Genomic DNA, 16,181 nt, shown 5'->3' with positions numbered 1-16,181 from the left:
AATTTTTGGGCTACTTTTTTTGGAATATTTATCAAGCGGTATCTGTTAAAAATCATATTTAATATCCATATCGCCATATTGGGAGTATTTCTCCTTTTTTAAACTCATTTTTTTCTTTTGGGAGCTCCAAAAATCCTTGATTATCAATAAGATTTGCGAAATCGCCAGAGCCGTGACCTGTTAGGGGCCGAGCCATCAGCGTTGCTCCTTCCTGAAATAATTGTACCTGAAGGAAGTAGGTAAGGGGCGAATTATATACGTAATCGTCACTTAGTGCAGCATAGATATTATCCATTGCTGGAATCCCCAATGACTTGCGTAGCCACGGAATAAAATACCGACGAGCGCAGACAAAAGAAGAGACTGGGTTGCCAGGCAGAGCAAAAACGACGTTGTTGTTTTTGCGGCCAAACCAAAACGGTTTGCCGGGCTGTTGGCTGAGTTTATGAAAATATTTTTCGACTCCTTCGGCTTGCAGTGCTTTAGGAATAAAGTCCTTTTTGCCCTGCGACACTCCCCCGCACAAAATCAGCACGTCGTACTGGGTAAGGGCGTTTTGAATGGCCTGTTGGGTGGCCGACAAATCGTCGGGAATATGGACAAAATCAACGTTGATGCGGTAGTCTTTCAACAGGGTAGCTATGCAATGCACGTTTGAACTGCGAATTTGGTGGGGCAGGGGTGTTTGCTCCACCGCCACCAGTTCGTCGCCTGAGGTGATGATGACCACCGAAGGTAACTTTTTGACGGCAACTTGGACCGCCCCGACGCTGGCGGCAATTGCGATTTCGGGCGGGCCTAAAAGCGTGTGAGGTTGGATAATAGCAGTACCCGCTCGGCGGTCTTCGCCTTGATAATGCACGTTTTGTCCTTCTCTTACGTCGGCGTTGAGTTGAGCAATGCCGTCTTTAATGGTAAAATCCTCGTACCGAATCACTAAGTCGGTGTTGATGGGCAACATGGCACCCGTCATGACCTCAATGCAGGCGCTGGGGTCCGAAAGTGTGTGCTGTGTTTCGCCCGCGGTTTGGGTGCTTTCGACCCGGAAAGCCCGTTGCCCGTTGGCATAACTTTGCCATTGAATAGCAATGCCGTCCATCGTGACGCGGTCAAACGGCGGAAAGTCACGGTCGGCTACGAGCGGCTCGGCCAATACCCGTCGGTGGGCGTCGGTAAAGGGCACATACTCGGTACCGTAGTCGATACTGTTTTCTAAAATGATGCGGGTGGCTTCGGTAACGGTGGTTAATTCCATAAAATCAGTCTCTTTCGTGAATGGGGGTAGTGCGTAGGCGCAAAGCCGCGCCACTGCGGTCGGAGAAAACGGCCCTAATTTCGGAGACAATGGACAGGGCAATTTCTTCGGGCGAAATGGCGCCTATATCCAAACCGACAGGTGCGTGTATGCGTTCCATGTCGGTTTCCGAAATCTTAATTCCTTCTTGGGCCAGTTCGTCAAATATCTTTTCAGAACGTACGCGTGGCCCCAGCATTCCGATGTACGCGGCGGCGGTTTTCAGGACTTTGGGTAAATTGTATTTATCGGTTTTGAAATCATGCGACATCAAAATGATGGCAGTATGCTCATCGATGAGAATCGAATCAAACTCGGCAGGAGTAACAATGGCATCGGCCACGGAACTGAGCTTCTGCATGATTTTCTGCGGATTGGCCACCACCGTGGCCCGCCACCCGATTTCTTTGACCAGCCGCGCCAACGGCAGCACGTCGTATTGGTGCCCCATCAAAACAAGGTGAACTTCGGGAGGGAGAATTTCAATGAATATTTCTATTTCTCGCCCGTCGGCAAGGCCAAAGGTAGCGGGTCGTGAGCGGCCTTTTTGGGCGAAATTATGAATCGTTTTTTCAATGTTTTGCTGTAAGTCGCGGTCGCCAAACACATTCAGACTTTCTGGCCCAGTATAGCGAACCATGCTACCCGCTCGCAAATCATTGTATTCATCCTCCAAACCAATGATGGTCAGTAAAATATGCGTTTGACGGCGTTCGGCCATGCAGCTTTTCAGAATTTCAACGGGATTGTTTGGGTTGCCGATTTCTAAAGGTGAAAGCAGTACGTCGATAACGCCATTACAGCCCAATCCTACACCGATTTGGTGTTGGTCGTCTTCGGTGGTATCGTAGGTAACCAAACTCGGCTGAGATTTGGCCATGGCCAGCCGGGCGCGTTTGAGGGCGTCGCCCTCCAAACAGCCGCCGCTGATACCGCCCACCCACACGCCATCGTCCATGACCAGCATTCGTGCGCCCGTGCGTCGGTAAGAAGAGCCTTCGACGCGCACCACGGTTGCGATGGCCGCTTTGGTTTTTGCAGGATTTAAGTGATCGTACGCGTTAATGATTGCTTTCAGCTCTTTCATGCTTTTGTATAAATCTATCTTGTCAGATTCACAACAAAAATAGTTTTTTCGTTCCTTTCAGCAATGACCTCCGTTAGTATTGGTCAAATTCGTTCCCGATATTTGCGCTCAAAAGCATATTCTTCCAAACATGAAATCAATCGTTGTGTATTGTGGTTCCAACGCGGGCAAGCGTCCTGAATATCTCCAATTGGCTACGGAAGTAGGCCTGGCTATGGCCAAAAGGGGCATTAATTTAGTGTACGGAGGCGGCAACCTCGGCCTGATGCGGGCCGTGGCCGACGGCACGTTGGCGGGCGGCGCACAGGTGACGGGCATTATTCCTAATTTTTTGGCGGAGTTGGAAGTAGCCCACCAAACCCTGACCGAAATTCATTTTGTGGATACCATGCATGAGCGCAAAGCCAAGATGGTGTCGTTGTCGGATGGCGTCATTAATCTGCCGGGCGGCTACGGAACTCTCGACGAAATGTTCGAGATTTTGGCCTGGGCGCAGTTGAAAATTTTTCACGGGCCGGTAGGTGTCCTCAATTACAACGGTTTTTACAACAACTTGTTGGCGCACCTAGAGGTAATGGTAGAAGAAGGGTTTCTTAAACCTGAAAATCGGGATTTGTTGATTGTTGCCGACAATATTGAAGATTTATTGGATAAAATGCAGGCCTTTGTGCGCAAAGAAAGTAAGTTGGAGCTGAAAAATATTCAGCGGGAGAAGTGAGGAGATAAGTGAGTGCTGTTGGTTTCTCAAAACCCAGCAGTGAGGAGATAAGTTAGTGTGGTTGGTTTCTCAAAACCAACCCAGAGGATTCTCAAATCCTCGTTTTTTTAAAACCAAAAGAACGCAGTTAAACATGTCAAAGACGCTTCAAGAAATATTGGCGGGTGTTCCAGTCATTTCGGTGATTGGAAATACCAATACCGAAATCAAAAGTATCGAATTCGACTCGCGGCGCGTAGGTTCGGGGTCGTTGTTTGTGGCTCAAAAAGGCACTCAAGTAGATGGACATCAGTTTATTCCGAAAGTGATTGAAATGGGTGCATCGGCGATTTTGTGTGAAGACCTACCCGCTGATTTGGTCGATGGAGTCACTTACATTCATGTGGCAGATTCTGCCCGTACGATGGGCTTTTTGGCGGCCAATTTTTACGATAATCCTTCGTCAAAACTCAAATTGGTGGGTGTAACGGGTACCAATGGCAAAACTTCGACCGTGACGCTTTTGTTCAAGCTGTTTCGTCAATTGGGCTATCGTGTGGGGCTGCTTTCAACGGTGCAAAACCAAATTGACGATGACGTTATTCCGTCCACGCACACCACGCCTGACTCGGTCAAAATCAATGAGTTACTAGCCGAAATGGTACGGCGTGGCTGTACGCATTGTTTTATGGAAGTGAGCTCTCACGCTGTGGCGCAAGAGCGCATTGCGGGTTTACTTTTTTCGGGTGGTATTTTTACCAATATCACCCATGATCACCTTGATTTTCATAAAACGTTTGACAATTACATCAAAGCTAAAAAAGGCTTCTTTGACCAGTTGCCCAAACACGCTTTTGCGCTCGTCAACATCGACGACCGTCGTGGCGGGGTAATGGTGCAAAATACCGCCGCTCGCAAAGAAACCTACTCGCTCCAAACCATCGCAACTTTCAAAGGAAAGCTGCTTTCTGATAGCCTTTTTGGTCTTCAAATGGAAATTGATGGCAAAGAAGTTTGGTTTAAATTGATTGGTAAATTCAACGCTTACAATCTGTTGGGGGTGTACGGTGCAGCGCTGTTGTTGGGGGAGGACGAAGAGCAGGTTCTTACGGCTTTATCGGCAATTACACCGCCACCGGGCCGTTTTGAGCAAGTTGTCAGCGCGGATGCCATCGTAGGAATCGTGGATTATGCCCACACGCCCGATGCCCTTCAAAATGTATTGGAAACCATCAATGAACTTCGTGAAGGCGACCAGCAGGTGATTACGGTCGTAGGCTGTGGCGGAAATCGTGATGCTACTAAGCGCCCCGAAATGGCGCGTATTGCGGGAGAATTGAGCACCCGTGTGATTCTTACGTCCGACAATCCGCGTAATGAAGAACCCATGGCGATTTTGGCGCAGATGGAAGTTGGAATCTCACCCGTAGATTACAAAAAAATGAAAGTCATCGAAGACCGCCGCGCGGCCATTCGTTATGCGGTATCGTTGGCACAGCCGCACGACATCATTTTGGTCGCAGGTAAGGGCCACGAAACCTACCAAGAGATTAAGGGCGTCAAACATCACTTTGATGATAGGGAGGAGTTGAGGGAGGCGTTTGAGGCAAGGTAACCATCAAGAAATTTTGATTCATTTTGTTGCCGAATTAGCCGCGAAACAGTGTGCGTATTTTTGCCAAAAAACAGGCGTAATTATCGGTTTTTCGATAATTTATCAGAAATCCTGATAAAAGTGAAAAATTACAAAGCTATTTTTCAAACCTAAAACTATTTTAAAGGCTTCGGCGTTTATGTGTTATATCTGTTTTGTAAAAGCTTCGATCTTCTAAAGGTCGGAGCTTTTGTTTTTTATTCTTCCTCTACTGATGGCATTTCAATTGCCTGCGCTTAAAATCAAATTAGCATAACAAAAACAGAGGTCGTAAATTTGCGCTTTCGCTGAAGATTTCGAAAGCTCACCAATGACTCACCTACCACTTTCTGAATTAGCTCAACGCCTCAAAGGCGAACTTCATTACGACAGTACGATGCGTACGCTTTATGCCACTGATGCATCGGCGTACCGTGAAATGCCGCAGGCCGTGGCTATTCCCCAAGACATCGAAGACCTCAAAACGCTGATTGCCTTTGCGCGCAAACATCGCACGTCGCTCATTCCGCGCACCGCTGGAACGTCGTTGGCGGGGCAAGTTGTAGGGAACGGCATCGTGGTCGATGTGTCGCGGACGTTTACCAAAATACTGGAAATCAACCCCGAAGAACGTTGGGTGCGCGTGCAGCCGGGCGTGATTAGGGACGAACTCAACATGGCGCTCAAGCCTTATGGCCTGTATTTTGGTCCCGAAACCTCTACCGCCAACCGCGCCATGATTGGTGGGATGGTGGGAAATAACTCCTGCGGCTCCAATTCCGTGGTTTATGGCTCTACCCGCGAACATTTATTGGAAGTGAAGGCATTGTTGGCCGATGGGAGCGAAGTCGTTTTTAAGTCTTTGGCTTCCCAAGCGTTGCCCAAAGAAGGACTCGAAGGGGCTATTTATGCTAAAACCTTCGATATTCTTTCGAATCCTGAAAATCAAGCGGAAATCCGAAAGAATTTTCCCAAAAAATCCGTTGAGCGCCGAAATACTGGCTATGCCTTAGATATGCTATTGGATTGTCAGCCGTTTACGGAAGATGGTCCAGCGTTTAACATGTGTCGTTTGATTGCAGGGTCGGAAGGAACGCTTTGCTTTTTGACCGAAATAAAGCTCAACATTATTCCGCCACCGCCCAAAGCCCAGGGCTTGGTGTGTGCGCATTTTAATACCATCGACGAAGCCTTGTGCTCTACCATTACGGCCCTCAAATACAAGCCTCAGGCCGTAGAATTGATTGATAACTATATTCTGGAATGTGCGGCTGAGAATCCCGAACAAAGCAAAAACGCCTTCTTTGTGAAGCGGAAAGCCGACGGGTCGTTCCCGATTATTTTAGTGGTAGATGTTTCACAAAATACCAAAGAAGAAGTAGAAGCCGTTGCTGCCGAATTGATTGCGGATTTTGAAAAGCAAGGCATCGGGTTTCATTATCCGTTGCTTCATGCCGATGATACCAAGAAAATCTGGACGCTTCGGAAAGCGGGTTTGGGGCTTTTGGCCAACTTGCCTGGCGACGAAAAAGCCGTTGCGGTCATCGAAGATACGGCCGTAGACGTGTACGACCAACCCGCGTATATTCGTGATTTTAACGAGATTCTGCACAAAAATGGCATGTCGGCGGTGCATTATGCCCACGCGGGCTCGGGTGAAATTCACCTGCGACCCATCATTAATCTCAAGACCAAAGAGGGCCACGCGCAGTTTCGGATGATTGCGGAGGAGATTGCGACCTTGGTTAAAAAATACGACGGTTCGCTGTCGGGCGAGCACGGTGATGGGCGTTTGCGTGGGGAGTTTATTCCGCAGATGGTAGGCCCCAAAAACTACGAGTTGTTTAAAGAAATCAAACATACGTGGGACCCTTACAATATCTTTAACTCGAACAAAATTGTAGAAACGCCGCCGATGGATACGTTTCTGCGCTACGAAGCGGGGCAGAAAACGCCAGAGTTTAAGACCTATTTCCGTTATCCCGATCAAAATGTGCTACAACACGCCGAGCAGTGTAACGGCTCAGGCGACTGCCGTAAAACGCAGCTCAGCGGTGGGACTATGTGCCCGAGCTTTATGGCAACCCGCAATGAGAAAGATACCACGCGGGCCCGGGCGAACGTACTGCGCGAATTTTTGACACGTTCCGACAAAGCCAACCGCTTTGACCACAAAGAAATTAAGGAAGTATATGACCTCTGTTTGGCCTGCAAGGGCTGCAAAGGCGAGTGCCCGTCAAACGTAGATGTGGCGAAGCTAAAAATGGAGTTTTTGCAGCAATATTATGATACCAACGGCGTGCCGATGCGGTCATGGCTGGTGGGGAATTTCTCCAAAATGACGGGTATTGCCAGCTACATTCCGTGGGCGTACAATTTGATTTTTAAGAATGAGCCGTTGCGCCGTATCGCTAATCAAGTGGTTGGTTTTCACCCTGATAGAACTATGCCATTGCTGCATGATACAACCCTGAAGTCATGGTTTAAAAAACACGTTGCAGAGAAGCAACCTCTTTCGTCTTTAAAGCGACGGGTTTATCTTTTCTGCGATGAGTTTACGAATTATAACGACGTTGAAATCGGTAAAAAAGCCATTCAGCTCTTGGAAAAGCTGGGCTATGAAGTCATCATTCCCGACCATGCGCCAAGCGCGCGCCCTCAGTTGTCGAAAGGTTTATTAAAAGATGCCAAAAAGATTGCGGAGCAAAATGTGCGCCTGCTTAAGGATTTAATTACCGAGCAAACTCCACTCGTAGGTATTGAACCCTCGGCCATTCTGACCTTCCGGGATGAGTATCCTGACTTGGTCAGCGAAGAACTGATGGAAGCGGCGAAGCAATTGGCCCAAAATGCGTTACAGTTTGATGAGTTTATGGCGCGTGAGATAGACGCAAAAAGAATAAGCAGTAAGCAGTTTACAGCCGACAGCAAAAAAATAAAGCTACACGGGCATTGTCAACAGAAAGCGATTGCTTCGATGGTACCGACAAAAAAGATGCTTTCGTTGCCCAAAAATTACGAAGTAACCCTTATTCCAAGTGGTTGCTGCGGCATGGCGGGAAGTTTTGGCTACGAAAAAGAGCATTACGATTTGTCCATGAAAATCGGAGAATTGGTATTATTCCCGACGGTTCGCAGCCAACCTGAAGAAGTGATTATTGCCGCGCCCGGAACGAGTTGCCGCCACCAGATTCACGATGGTACAGGGCGAACAGCGCTACATCCGGTAGAAGTTTTGTGGGAAGCATTGGTATAAAAAACGTCGGCGAGGCCCGCGAAATAAAAACGTCGGCGAGGTTTTGAACCTCGCCGACGTTTGCGGAATAAAAACAAAAAATGGCAAACCGAGAATCTCACCGCTACGACCACCTACCCTTGCTTCGGTCAAGACCTGGGGGATTCAGCAGGAGCTGGTAGTTCCGATTTGCCGCTGCAAAATTAGGAAATTGTAAACAACGCACCAAAAAGTGCGGGGGAATTGTTAATAGTTAATTGTTAAACGTTTGACAATTAAGAGTTTAAAATTGAATAAAAACCCCTCATTGAGGGCAAAAGACTAAAAAGAGTGCATTAAATGATAAAACCTTGGATTGAAGCGGCACGTTTGCGGACGCTGCCTTTAGCGTTATCGAGTATATTGATGGGCTGTTTTTTGGCGGCAGCGCACGAAAAATTCAGTTGGACCATTGCCATTCTGGCTGTGGTAACCACGATTTGTTTGCAGGTACTTTCAAATTTTGCCAACGATTACGGCGATACCGTCAACGGAAAAGACACCGAAGCCCGGCAAGGTCCACAGCGAACGGTGCAATCGGGTGCAATCTCGGTAGATGCCATGCGAAGGGCCATCATCGTTTTCTCCGTAATTTCTCTGGTGAGTGGAATCGGACTGTTGTATGAAGCCCTCAAAGATGCTACTTGGCAAACGTTTGCGGCTTTTTTGGGATTGGGTGTTTTGGCCATTATTGCAGCAATCACCTACACGGCGGGCAAGCGCCCGTACGGATACGCTGGCCTAGGAGATGTGTCGGTACTGATTTTCTTTGGATGGGTGGGGGTATTGGGTGTTTACTATTTACATACCAAAACGTTCGATTGGACGTTGCTTTTGCCAGCTACTAGTTGTGGTTTGTTTGCAGTGGGGGTCTTAAACATCAATAACATCCGTGATATTGAATCAGATACGTTAACAGGCAAGCGCTCGGTGCCCGTCAGGCTAGGGCGTGAGCGTGCGATTGTCTACCATTGGTTGTTGTTGGGAGGAGGAATGTTATGTGGTGTTTTGTACATGTTTTCCCATTTCGAGGCCCTTCCTCAATGGCTTTTTTTGTTGAGCTTTCCTTTATTCATTCGCAATGGTTTGGCGGTAAGTCGCTTAAAAAATCCGCGTGAATTAGACCCTTATTTAAAACAAATGGCGCTCTCTACCTTGTTGTTTGTGGTGCTCTTCGGAGTAGGGTATTGGGTTGGGTAGTATGCCTTTTACTGGAAAATAATTTTGGTGCCAAGTTGGCAAAACGTTTAAAATTTAGGTAGTTTTGACGGCTGAATCCCTGTTCACCTTCTAATTTCACCCCTTTTACAATGAAAAAAAATCCTATTTTGTTATTTGTTTTTTCCCTGTTTCTGGTATTCCCAACTCTTGTAAAAGCCCAAAAAACTGCGGCTGAGTTTTTTGAAGAAGGAGTGACAAAAAGTAAAGCGGGAGATTTTATGGCGGCATTGCAGGCGTTCAATCAGGCCATTTCCATGAGTCCAGAAAATGCCCCCAGCTACTACAACCGTGCTATGGCAAAGGCCAACCTAAAAGACAATCGAGGCGCCATTTTGGATTTTGATCGTTCGATTGAACTTAACCCTAAATATTCAGACGCTTATTTATACCGCGGAATCAGTAAGGCTAAGCAAGATGACTTTCGCTCGGCTATTCAGGATTTTTCGAGGTCTATTGAATTAAATCCTGATGACTCTCAGGGATATTATCAGCGCGGAATCAATCGGTCTCGCCTTGAAAATTACCGGGGGGCCTTGCAAGATTTGAACCGCACGGTGGAGTTGGAGCCCAACAACGCGGGGGCATTGTACGCCAGAGGAAACGTAAAATTGAAACTTGAAGATTTTACCAGCGCATTAACCGACTTTTCGCGGGTGATTGACCTCACGCCCAAAAGCCCGTCGGCTTTTGCAGGTCGGGGATATGCTCGGATTAAACTCAATGATTTTAACGGCTCCGTGGCGGATTATTCAAAAGCCATTGAGCTAAAACCAGATGAGGCTGAGTCGTTTTATAACCGAGGATTTTCGCGGAGTAAATTAGAAAAATACGAAGAAGCCATTGCTGATTTTGACCAAGCTATCACGCTTGATCCTCAAAATTACCGGGCCTATTATGGCCGTGGGTTTTGTAAAAGTAAACTTGGAAACCAACGCGATGCCATCAGCGATTTAAATAAAGCGGTTGATCTTAACAATACACCGACAGATTCGAAAGTAGTGTATGCAGGACGAATTTCGCGTACTATTTTGGATGAACTGAGAGGTGTGGTGCAAGAGCGCAACAAAATTAATGAATTGTCGACGGAGCGTTCGGAAGCGCTTTTTGCAAGAGCAGTGGGTAAAAACAAACAAGGAGACGGTAAGGGTGCCATCGTTGACTTAAACCGAGCCATTGAATTAAACCCTACTTACTACGAAGCGTATTTTACGCGGGGAATGGTAAAATCGGCGATGGGCGACCAGCGCGGTGCTGTTTTGGATTGTACAAGTGCTTTGAAACTTAACCCCAAATACGCCGAAGCGTATTATGTACGCGGCCTAATCAAGCACAGCCTTGGCGACGAAAACAGCGGTTGCATGGACCTCTCGAAAGCGGGAGAATTGGGGTACACGCAAGCCTATAAAGTAATCAGCGATTATTGTAATTAATAGCAAAGCCTTGTAGGTTTATATAACAAAAGCGCAATCGGAGTTCCCGGTTGCGCTTTTGTATGAAGGGGCAAACGAATTTTTTACTCAAACCGTAAGTGCTTCACTGATTCGCCCGAACTGGCCAATTCGATGAGAGAATCGATACCGATTTGCAGGTGGCGTTCCACAAATGTCGAGGTTACTTTTTTGTCGCTTTCTTCGGTTTTTACTCCTTCTGGAACCAACGGGTTATCAGAAACCAGCAGCAATGCCCCGTGTGGTATCTGATTCACAAAGCCGACCGTAAAGATGGTAGCGGTTTCCATGTCAATGGCCATGGTACGGATTTCGCGCAGATAATCTTTAAACACTTCGTCGTGTTCCCAAATGCGGCGGTTGGTGGTGTACACCGTGCCCGTCCAATAGTCCAGTTCGTGCTGTTTTATCACGGAGGAAACGGCGCGTTGTAAGCGAAACGAAGGCAGCGCTGGGATTTCAGGGCGCATGTAATCGTTGCTGGTTCCTTCGCCGCGAATGGCCGCAATGGGGAGCACTAAATCACCGATTTGCGTCTTTTTCAGCCCACCACATTTTCCTAAAAATAATACGGCTTTGGGCGAAACCGCCGACAGCAAATCCATGACCGTGGCGGCCATAGCGCTACCCATTCCGAAATTGATGATGGTGATATTGTTGGCCGTGGCGGTTTGCATGGCGCGGCCCTGACCCTGTATTTCTACGCTGTATTTGTCGGCAAACATCTGTACGTAGTTGATAAAATTGGTCAACAAGATGTATTCTCCAAACGATTCAAGCGGAGTGCCTGTGTAGCGGGGGAGCCAATTTTCTACGATTTCTTCTTTGGTTTTCATTAGTTTTGTTGTTGATTTCTGGGAAGGATAGGTTAAAAAAAAGATTTGTAAGAATCAATGTCTTACAAATCCCGCAAAAGATGGTACAGTTAAATTTGCCCGCCTTTGAGTACAAAGTTACAAAAATCGGCGAAAAACCTTACATTTTCGACATCATACGGCGCAAATACGTGGTGATAACGCCTGAAGAATGGGTGCGTCAACACGTCTTGCATTGGCTCATGGGCGAGCATCGTTTTCCGAAAGCCCTGATTCGGACCGAAAGCGGCTTAACCTATCACCAATTGGCCAAACGTACCGATATTTTAATCTATGACCGCGAAGGGGTTCCCTTTTTATTGGTGGAATGCAAAGCCCCGCACATCTCGCTCAACGACGTGGTTTTTGAACAGGCGATTCGCTATAATTCCATTTTGAAAGCCCGCTACGTATTGATAAGCAACGGAATGGATTACTTTGTTTTTGAAGTAAAAGACGGGCAGGCTTTTTTGTTGGATACCATTCCTTCTTATGCGGCGGGCATCGAATAACCGATTATCGTTTCATCATTTTCTTCTGAAGCACTTCTCGGGGTGTATGGATGCGTAAAATATACGTGCCCGAAGGCCCCGCCACGGGCAACGAAATTTCGTTCTTGGCATGTTCCAGAAAATGAAGTTTGGTATCCAGCAACCGACCGTTTAGGTCAAATACTTCCGTCAATATCTCCATCGGTCGCGGGGTTTTTAGCACCAATCGAGCTTGTTCGGAAAAAGGGTTGGGGGCCAATTCTACGCTGATTTCGGTAGCCGCTGGGCTAGGGTCGATAGACGTCAGCGTACCGGGCATGGAAGCATCAAGCCACGCTAGTCGGGCCGAAAGCCAGTTTTTTAGCTCATTGATTTCGCCTTGCCAAGTGGTAGGAACAGGCTTAGGGTTGGGCCAAAGATATACCCCCAAAACGGGCCACCGCTGAAAATTACGCTGTTGGGAGGATTGTAAAGTAGTGGCCAATGAGTCGATATAAGCATTTAGTCGTTCGGTTTTCCACGGGCCCGCGCGCATCCGTTTGTATTCACCGTAAAGGGTATTGACAAAATAAGGGTCTTCCAACATGCGTTTCCACTGGAAAGGCATTAGCCAATTGTCGTCTGGGCAAATATCGCCATAAAGATAGGCCCAGCCGTAGGTTTGGTTGCCCTGACAATAATCTACGTTGGCAAATGCCAAGTCGTAATCCCAAGCGGGACCCGCTTTGATTTTTCCTTTTTTGCTGTCGCGTTCTTTGTGAAAAAAACTGCTGATGCGGTAGCCGTCTACGTTTTTGGAAGCTTCATTGACCAGAAATATCTGCGCAAATGAAAGTGGGTCAAAATAACGCCGATAGCCGTTGACGGAATCGCGAAATGTGGCCCCGTTGAGGACTGATTCAGCGGTAGTGACGTAGTTTCGAAGATAGAGCCGTTGCTCACTCGTCATATCGTCAAACTTCGGGTACTCGTACAAATACAGTGTACGTTGCCCGCGACTTGCTTTCAACGGCGGGATTTGAGAGTACCAACCCGCACTGCCTCCTGAGCCAGTGGTTTTGTCGATTTTAAAGATATAGCCGCCCGTGAGGGCATCGCCGCTGTTGTCGGTGGTCGATATTTTGGTGATTCCGAGCCGCCCGTTGCTGCGTTTTATCTTTTCCATCAATACATAAATGCCTTCATAACGACCGTTTAGGACCAGTTCTACGTAGTGGGTTCGGCTGGCGTACATTCCTAAATCATTGGCCATCTTCATTGCCAACACATTGTGAATAAGGCTTTTCTCGTTGTAAGACGCAAACAAAATCCAATCTTCGTTTTTGGGCATTCCCAAGAGCGCTACTTCTTTGTTTTCGCCTTGTGCGTCGCGGAGCTCAAAACCGTACGATTTTTTGGGGAACATCTGCGACGAAGAACCACGAAATTCAATGCCAGCAAATCCGTCGTATATGTTGGGGGCGTCGGTGAGGGAGGTAATTTTGTCGGGACCGTTGTAAATGATTTTTATCTTGACGGTTGTTTTGGGTTCATCTACAATGGTTCGCCCTTCCGTCTCAATCATCACAATCGGTAAGTTGGTAGAATAAAAACCTTGGGCATAAATACTGCCTTGAAACAACAGCCAACCGCACAATCCAATCAATTTTTTCATTTTTACAATCTTTTTTGCCCCCTTACGTTTCCATAGGTAATTAGTGAATAAATGTAAGAAAACAACCTTTTATTTGTTGAAACAGCATCGTTTTTGTTTAAAATAGGTTACTGTTAAACGCATTTAAACAGAGAATGTTTAATTAGAAAACGTGAATGTATAAAACTCATTAACAAATGATTACGCAGCAAAAAACGACGGTTATGGACCGGAAAGAATTTTTTAAACTGGTTGGGGTAAGTGTGGGCGCCATTGTATTACAACAATGTTTGTCGGGGTGCAGTACTGGAGGAACCGATGACCCCAAGCCAGGCGATGAAACGCCGACGAACGATTTTACGCTGAATGTCAACGACCCCAATTATACCGCCCTCCGTACCGCGGGTGGATTTATTCGCTACAAGGGAATCATCATTGCGCGTACTTTGCAGGGAGCCGTCATTGCGGTTTCTCAGGCGTGTACCCACGAAGGAACTCCCGTAAATTATCTAAGTTCAAACAGTACCTTTGTGTGCCCAAATCACGGGTCGGTTTTTACGGACAGAGGGGCCGTGCAGACGGGCCCCGCCACAAAGCCACTTACGTCCTATAAAACCTCCTTTGATGCCTCTACGGGGGTGGTTGAGGTTATTGTTTAAAAGTGAGAATGTATTACGAAATTCATCCCGCAAAAATACTCCAAACTCCCGCGCCTAATGACCCGTATTTTCGGCAGGCGTGGGAGTTTTGTCGTGATTGGGCTTTGGAGAAAACAGCTTTTGTTCTTCATACCTCGGGGTCTACGGGGCAGCCCAAGCCCATTACGCTCACGCGCGCTCAAATGCAGGCCAGTGCCCGCATGACTGCGCAAGCACTGGGGTTGCAGCAAGGAGATGCCGCGCTCGTTTGCTTAAACGTGGCCTACATTGCAGGCACAATGATGCTCGTGCGGGGCATGGAAATCGGCCTGACGATGTACCTTGTGCCGCCGTCTTCGCAGCCGTTTGAGGCATTGCCCGAAGAAACCGACGTTGATTTTGCAGCATTTGTACCGCTTCAAGTTCAAACCCTATTGGAGAGTCAACCGTCACGCCTTGATTCATTGAAGGTGATTTTGGTCGGTGGAGCGGCGATTAGCGGGGCTTTATTGACGAAAATCAAAGCCGTGCGCGCTTCGGTATTTAGCACCTACGGAATGACAGAAACCGTATCGCACGTGGCTTTACAACGCCTTAACGGGGCTAGTGAAGCGGATAAGTCGTACCAGTTGTTGACGGGAATAGAAGCCGAAGTTGATGAGCGTAACTGCTTGCGAGTCAGGGGGAATGTGACCAACGGGGAATGGGTGCAAACCAATGATGTGGTCGTATTTACGGGTGAACGTCACTTTCAAATTGTGGGTCGGGCCGATAATATTATCAATAGTGGTGGTATAAAAATTCAGTTGGAAAAGGTAGAAAGGGCTTTTGAACAGGTATGGAATCGCTCCGCGCGGTATTTTGCGTGGTGGAAGCCCGACGAGCGCTTAGGGCAACGATTGATTTTGGTGCTTGAAACCGCGGAAGTGGTGGACGTAGAAGCCTTAAAAAAAGCGTTAACCTCTCTCTTAAGCCCTTACGAAATCCCCAAGGAGCTGATTAGGGTGGAAAAATTTCGCGAAACTCCCACGGGAAAAGTAGATAAACGGGCTACCTTTGCAAGTACCCAATCGTTGTAAAGACTTGAAAAAGCGACGATTATTCACTCAATCAATCCCTGAAAAATGTCATTGTTTCGTCAGCTCACCATTCATTTTGAAACCTCGGCTCAATTGCCGCCGCCTTATTCATACCAATATGCCTTAACGCTTACTCCCGTGGCGGAGCTTTTGCAGGTCGATTTGAATTTAACGTACACGCACCGCGACGAACTGGATGCCGATGAGATTGAAGCCGAGGGCTTTACGGACAACGATGATTATCATTGGAAAGGGGAGTTGGACAAAGTATGGCGTGGCGAATTGGAAAAATTGTTGGCTAAAACCCGCCTTTCGGGAGGAATCATGCTCGACGATGAGCAGGATTTTTTGACTTTGGAGTGGCAAACCGAAAAACTCCAGCGGGGCCAGCCCGAAAACCTGAGCGACTGGCATTATTTTGCGCAGGAGCTATTGCAGGCTACCTTCGAAACTTCGGGCAAAGAGCGCGCTTTTGAATTACACATTCTGGACGTGACCGCGCAGGGAACGGTGGAAGCCATTGTAACGGCCTCTTTCCGGACGCGCAGTGCCCAGATAAAACGCGTGGTGGATGGGGGCAAATCATCGCTTAGGTTTTATCCGTGGCAAGAATTGCCGCATTTGATGGAGGTGCTTTATGCGCCCAATTGGCTCACTGACAACGCCGCCGCCCAAAAGCCTAAACGCAATGGACTTTATTTTAATCCGGGTGATGAATTGTGGTATGAGTACAATAAACAGGTAGTGGAGCCTGGAAAAGGAGCTTCGACTTTGCCTAAATTAAAAAACCTGATTGGTAAATTATTGACTTAACCCCTCGCTGCCTAATATT

At 47.4% G+C, this 16,181-nt stretch carries 13 protein-coding genes; 9 read left to right on the top strand and 4 right to left on the bottom strand.

The window, feature by feature from the left end; translation table 11 throughout:
- Positions 1–58: 58 nt before the first annotated feature.
- Both NCI00_RS05530 and NCI00_RS05525 read right to left on the bottom strand, forming a co-directional pair.
- Positions 59–1,255, bottom strand: a complete 1,197-nt coding sequence (locus NCI00_RS05530) for a molybdopterin molybdotransferase MoeA (protein WP_253525851.1) — start codon at positions 1,253–1,255, stop codon at positions 59–61.
- A 4-nt stretch (positions 1,256–1,259) separates the two neighbouring features.
- Entirely contained in the window at positions 1,260–2,381 is a 1,122-nt protein-coding gene (locus NCI00_RS05525; RefSeq protein ID WP_253525848.1) for an XdhC family protein, read from the bottom strand.
- 130 nt (positions 2,382–2,511) lie between these two features.
- On the opposite strand from NCI00_RS05525, the gene NCI00_RS05520 reads away from it, so the two are divergent.
- The 5 genes from NCI00_RS05520 to NCI00_RS05500 all read left to right on the top strand — a co-directional run bounded on the left by NCI00_RS05520 (position 2,512) and on the right by NCI00_RS05500 (position 10,636).
- Positions 2,512–3,099 carry an LOG family protein gene (locus tag NCI00_RS05520; protein WP_166556827.1) on the top strand — a complete coding sequence of 196 codons (588 nt, stop codon included), beginning with the start codon at positions 2,512–2,514 and terminating at the stop codon, positions 3,097–3,099.
- 133 nt (positions 3,100–3,232) lie between these two features.
- The gene (locus NCI00_RS05515) at positions 3,233–4,693 is read left to right on the top strand and encodes a UDP-N-acetylmuramoyl-L-alanyl-D-glutamate--2,6-diaminopimelate ligase (protein ID WP_253525845.1); all 1,461 of its coding nucleotides are present in this window, start codon (positions 3,233–3,235) and stop codon (positions 4,691–4,693) included.
- A 349-nt stretch (positions 4,694–5,042) separates the two neighbouring features.
- Entirely contained in the window at positions 5,043–7,967 is a 2,925-nt protein-coding gene (locus tag NCI00_RS05510; protein ID WP_253525838.1) for an FAD-binding and (Fe-S)-binding domain-containing protein, read from the top strand.
- A gap of 318 nt (positions 7,968–8,285) precedes the next feature.
- Entirely contained in the window at positions 8,286–9,185 is a 900-nt protein-coding gene (locus tag NCI00_RS05505; RefSeq protein WP_253525836.1) for a 1,4-dihydroxy-2-naphthoate polyprenyltransferase, read from the top strand.
- 110 nt (positions 9,186–9,295) lie between these two features.
- Complete coding sequence (locus NCI00_RS05500; RefSeq protein ID WP_253525834.1) at positions 9,296–10,636, top strand: tetratricopeptide repeat protein; 1,341 nt, start codon at positions 9,296–9,298, stop codon at positions 10,634–10,636.
- An 83-nt stretch (positions 10,637–10,719) separates the two neighbouring features.
- Here NCI00_RS05500 and NCI00_RS05495 read toward each other — a convergent pair whose 3' ends face one another.
- Entirely contained in the window at positions 10,720–11,490 is a 771-nt protein-coding gene (locus NCI00_RS05495) for an AMP nucleosidase (RefSeq protein ID WP_253525832.1), read from the bottom strand.
- Positions 11,491–11,570: 80 nt separating this feature from the next.
- Between NCI00_RS05495 and NCI00_RS05490 the strand changes: the two genes are divergently transcribed.
- A complete protein-coding gene (locus NCI00_RS05490; protein WP_166556832.1) occupies positions 11,571–12,020 on the top strand; it encodes a type I restriction enzyme HsdR N-terminal domain-containing protein in 450 nt (149 codons plus the stop codon).
- Between the two features lie 4 nt (positions 12,021–12,024).
- Here the strand turns inward: NCI00_RS05490 and NCI00_RS05485 are convergent, their stop codons facing one another.
- Positions 12,025–13,653 (bottom strand): CotH kinase family protein, encoded by a 1,629-nt coding sequence (locus NCI00_RS05485; RefSeq protein ID WP_253525830.1) that lies wholly within the window; start codon positions 13,651–13,653, stop codon positions 12,025–12,027.
- A 176-nt stretch (positions 13,654–13,829) separates the two neighbouring features.
- Between NCI00_RS05485 and NCI00_RS05480 the strand changes: the two genes are divergently transcribed.
- From NCI00_RS05480 to NCI00_RS05470, 3 genes are read left to right on the top strand one after another with little or no spacing between them, the layout of a single operon-like run.
- The gene (locus NCI00_RS05480) at positions 13,830–14,291 is read left to right on the top strand and encodes a QcrA and Rieske domain-containing protein (RefSeq protein WP_253525828.1); all 462 of its coding nucleotides are present in this window, start codon (positions 13,830–13,832) and stop codon (positions 14,289–14,291) included.
- An 8-nt stretch (positions 14,292–14,299) separates the two neighbouring features.
- The gene (locus NCI00_RS05475; RefSeq protein ID WP_253525826.1) at positions 14,300–15,349 is read left to right on the top strand and encodes an AMP-binding protein; all 1,050 of its coding nucleotides are present in this window, start codon (positions 14,300–14,302) and stop codon (positions 15,347–15,349) included.
- Positions 15,350–15,394: 45 nt separating this feature from the next.
- Complete coding sequence (locus NCI00_RS05470; protein WP_253525823.1) at positions 15,395–16,162, top strand: hypothetical protein; 768 nt, start codon at positions 15,395–15,397, stop codon at positions 16,160–16,162.
- Positions 16,163–16,181 lie beyond the last annotated feature (19 nt).

The sequence above is a fragment of the Runella salmonicolor genome, assembly GCF_024158025.1.
In the GTDB taxonomy this organism is placed as follows: domain Bacteria; phylum Bacteroidota; class Bacteroidia; order Cytophagales; family Spirosomataceae; genus Runella; species Runella salmonicolor.
Note: the sequence above shows the minus strand (reverse complement) of the source record. Positions and strands in the feature narration are given on the sequence as shown.

Bases quoted from the DNA above. Each gene is read 5' to 3' on its own strand.
- NCI00_RS05530 (WP_253525851.1), bottom strand. From the start codon at position 1,255: ATGGAATTAACCACCGTTACCGAAGCCACCCGCATCATTTTAGAAAAC.
- NCI00_RS05525 (WP_253525848.1), bottom strand. From the start codon at position 2,381: ATGAAAGAGCTGAAAGCAATCATTAACGCGTACGATCACTTAAATCCT.
- NCI00_RS05520 (WP_166556827.1), top strand. From the start codon at position 2,512: ATGAAATCAATCGTTGTGTATTGTGGTTCCAACGCGGGCAAGCGTCCT.
- NCI00_RS05515 (WP_253525845.1), top strand. From the start codon at position 3,233: ATGTCAAAGACGCTTCAAGAAATATTGGCGGGTGTTCCAGTCATTTCG.
- NCI00_RS05510 (WP_253525838.1), top strand. From the start codon at position 5,043: ATGACTCACCTACCACTTTCTGAATTAGCTCAACGCCTCAAAGGCGAA.
- NCI00_RS05505 (WP_253525836.1), top strand. From the start codon at position 8,286: ATGATAAAACCTTGGATTGAAGCGGCACGTTTGCGGACGCTGCCTTTA.
- NCI00_RS05500 (WP_253525834.1), top strand. From the start codon at position 9,296: ATGAAAAAAAATCCTATTTTGTTATTTGTTTTTTCCCTGTTTCTGGTA.
- NCI00_RS05495 (WP_253525832.1), bottom strand. From the start codon at position 11,490: ATGAAAACCAAAGAAGAAATCGTAGAAAATTGGCTCCCCCGCTACACA.
- NCI00_RS05490 (WP_166556832.1), top strand. From the start codon at position 11,571: ATGGTACAGTTAAATTTGCCCGCCTTTGAGTACAAAGTTACAAAAATC.
- NCI00_RS05485 (WP_253525830.1), bottom strand. From the start codon at position 13,653: ATGAAAAAATTGATTGGATTGTGCGGTTGGCTGTTGTTTCAAGGCAGT.
- NCI00_RS05480 (WP_253525828.1), top strand. From the start codon at position 13,830: ATGATTACGCAGCAAAAAACGACGGTTATGGACCGGAAAGAATTTTTT.
- NCI00_RS05475 (WP_253525826.1), top strand. From the start codon at position 14,300: ATGTATTACGAAATTCATCCCGCAAAAATACTCCAAACTCCCGCGCCT.
- NCI00_RS05470 (WP_253525823.1), top strand. From the start codon at position 15,395: ATGTCATTGTTTCGTCAGCTCACCATTCATTTTGAAACCTCGGCTCAA.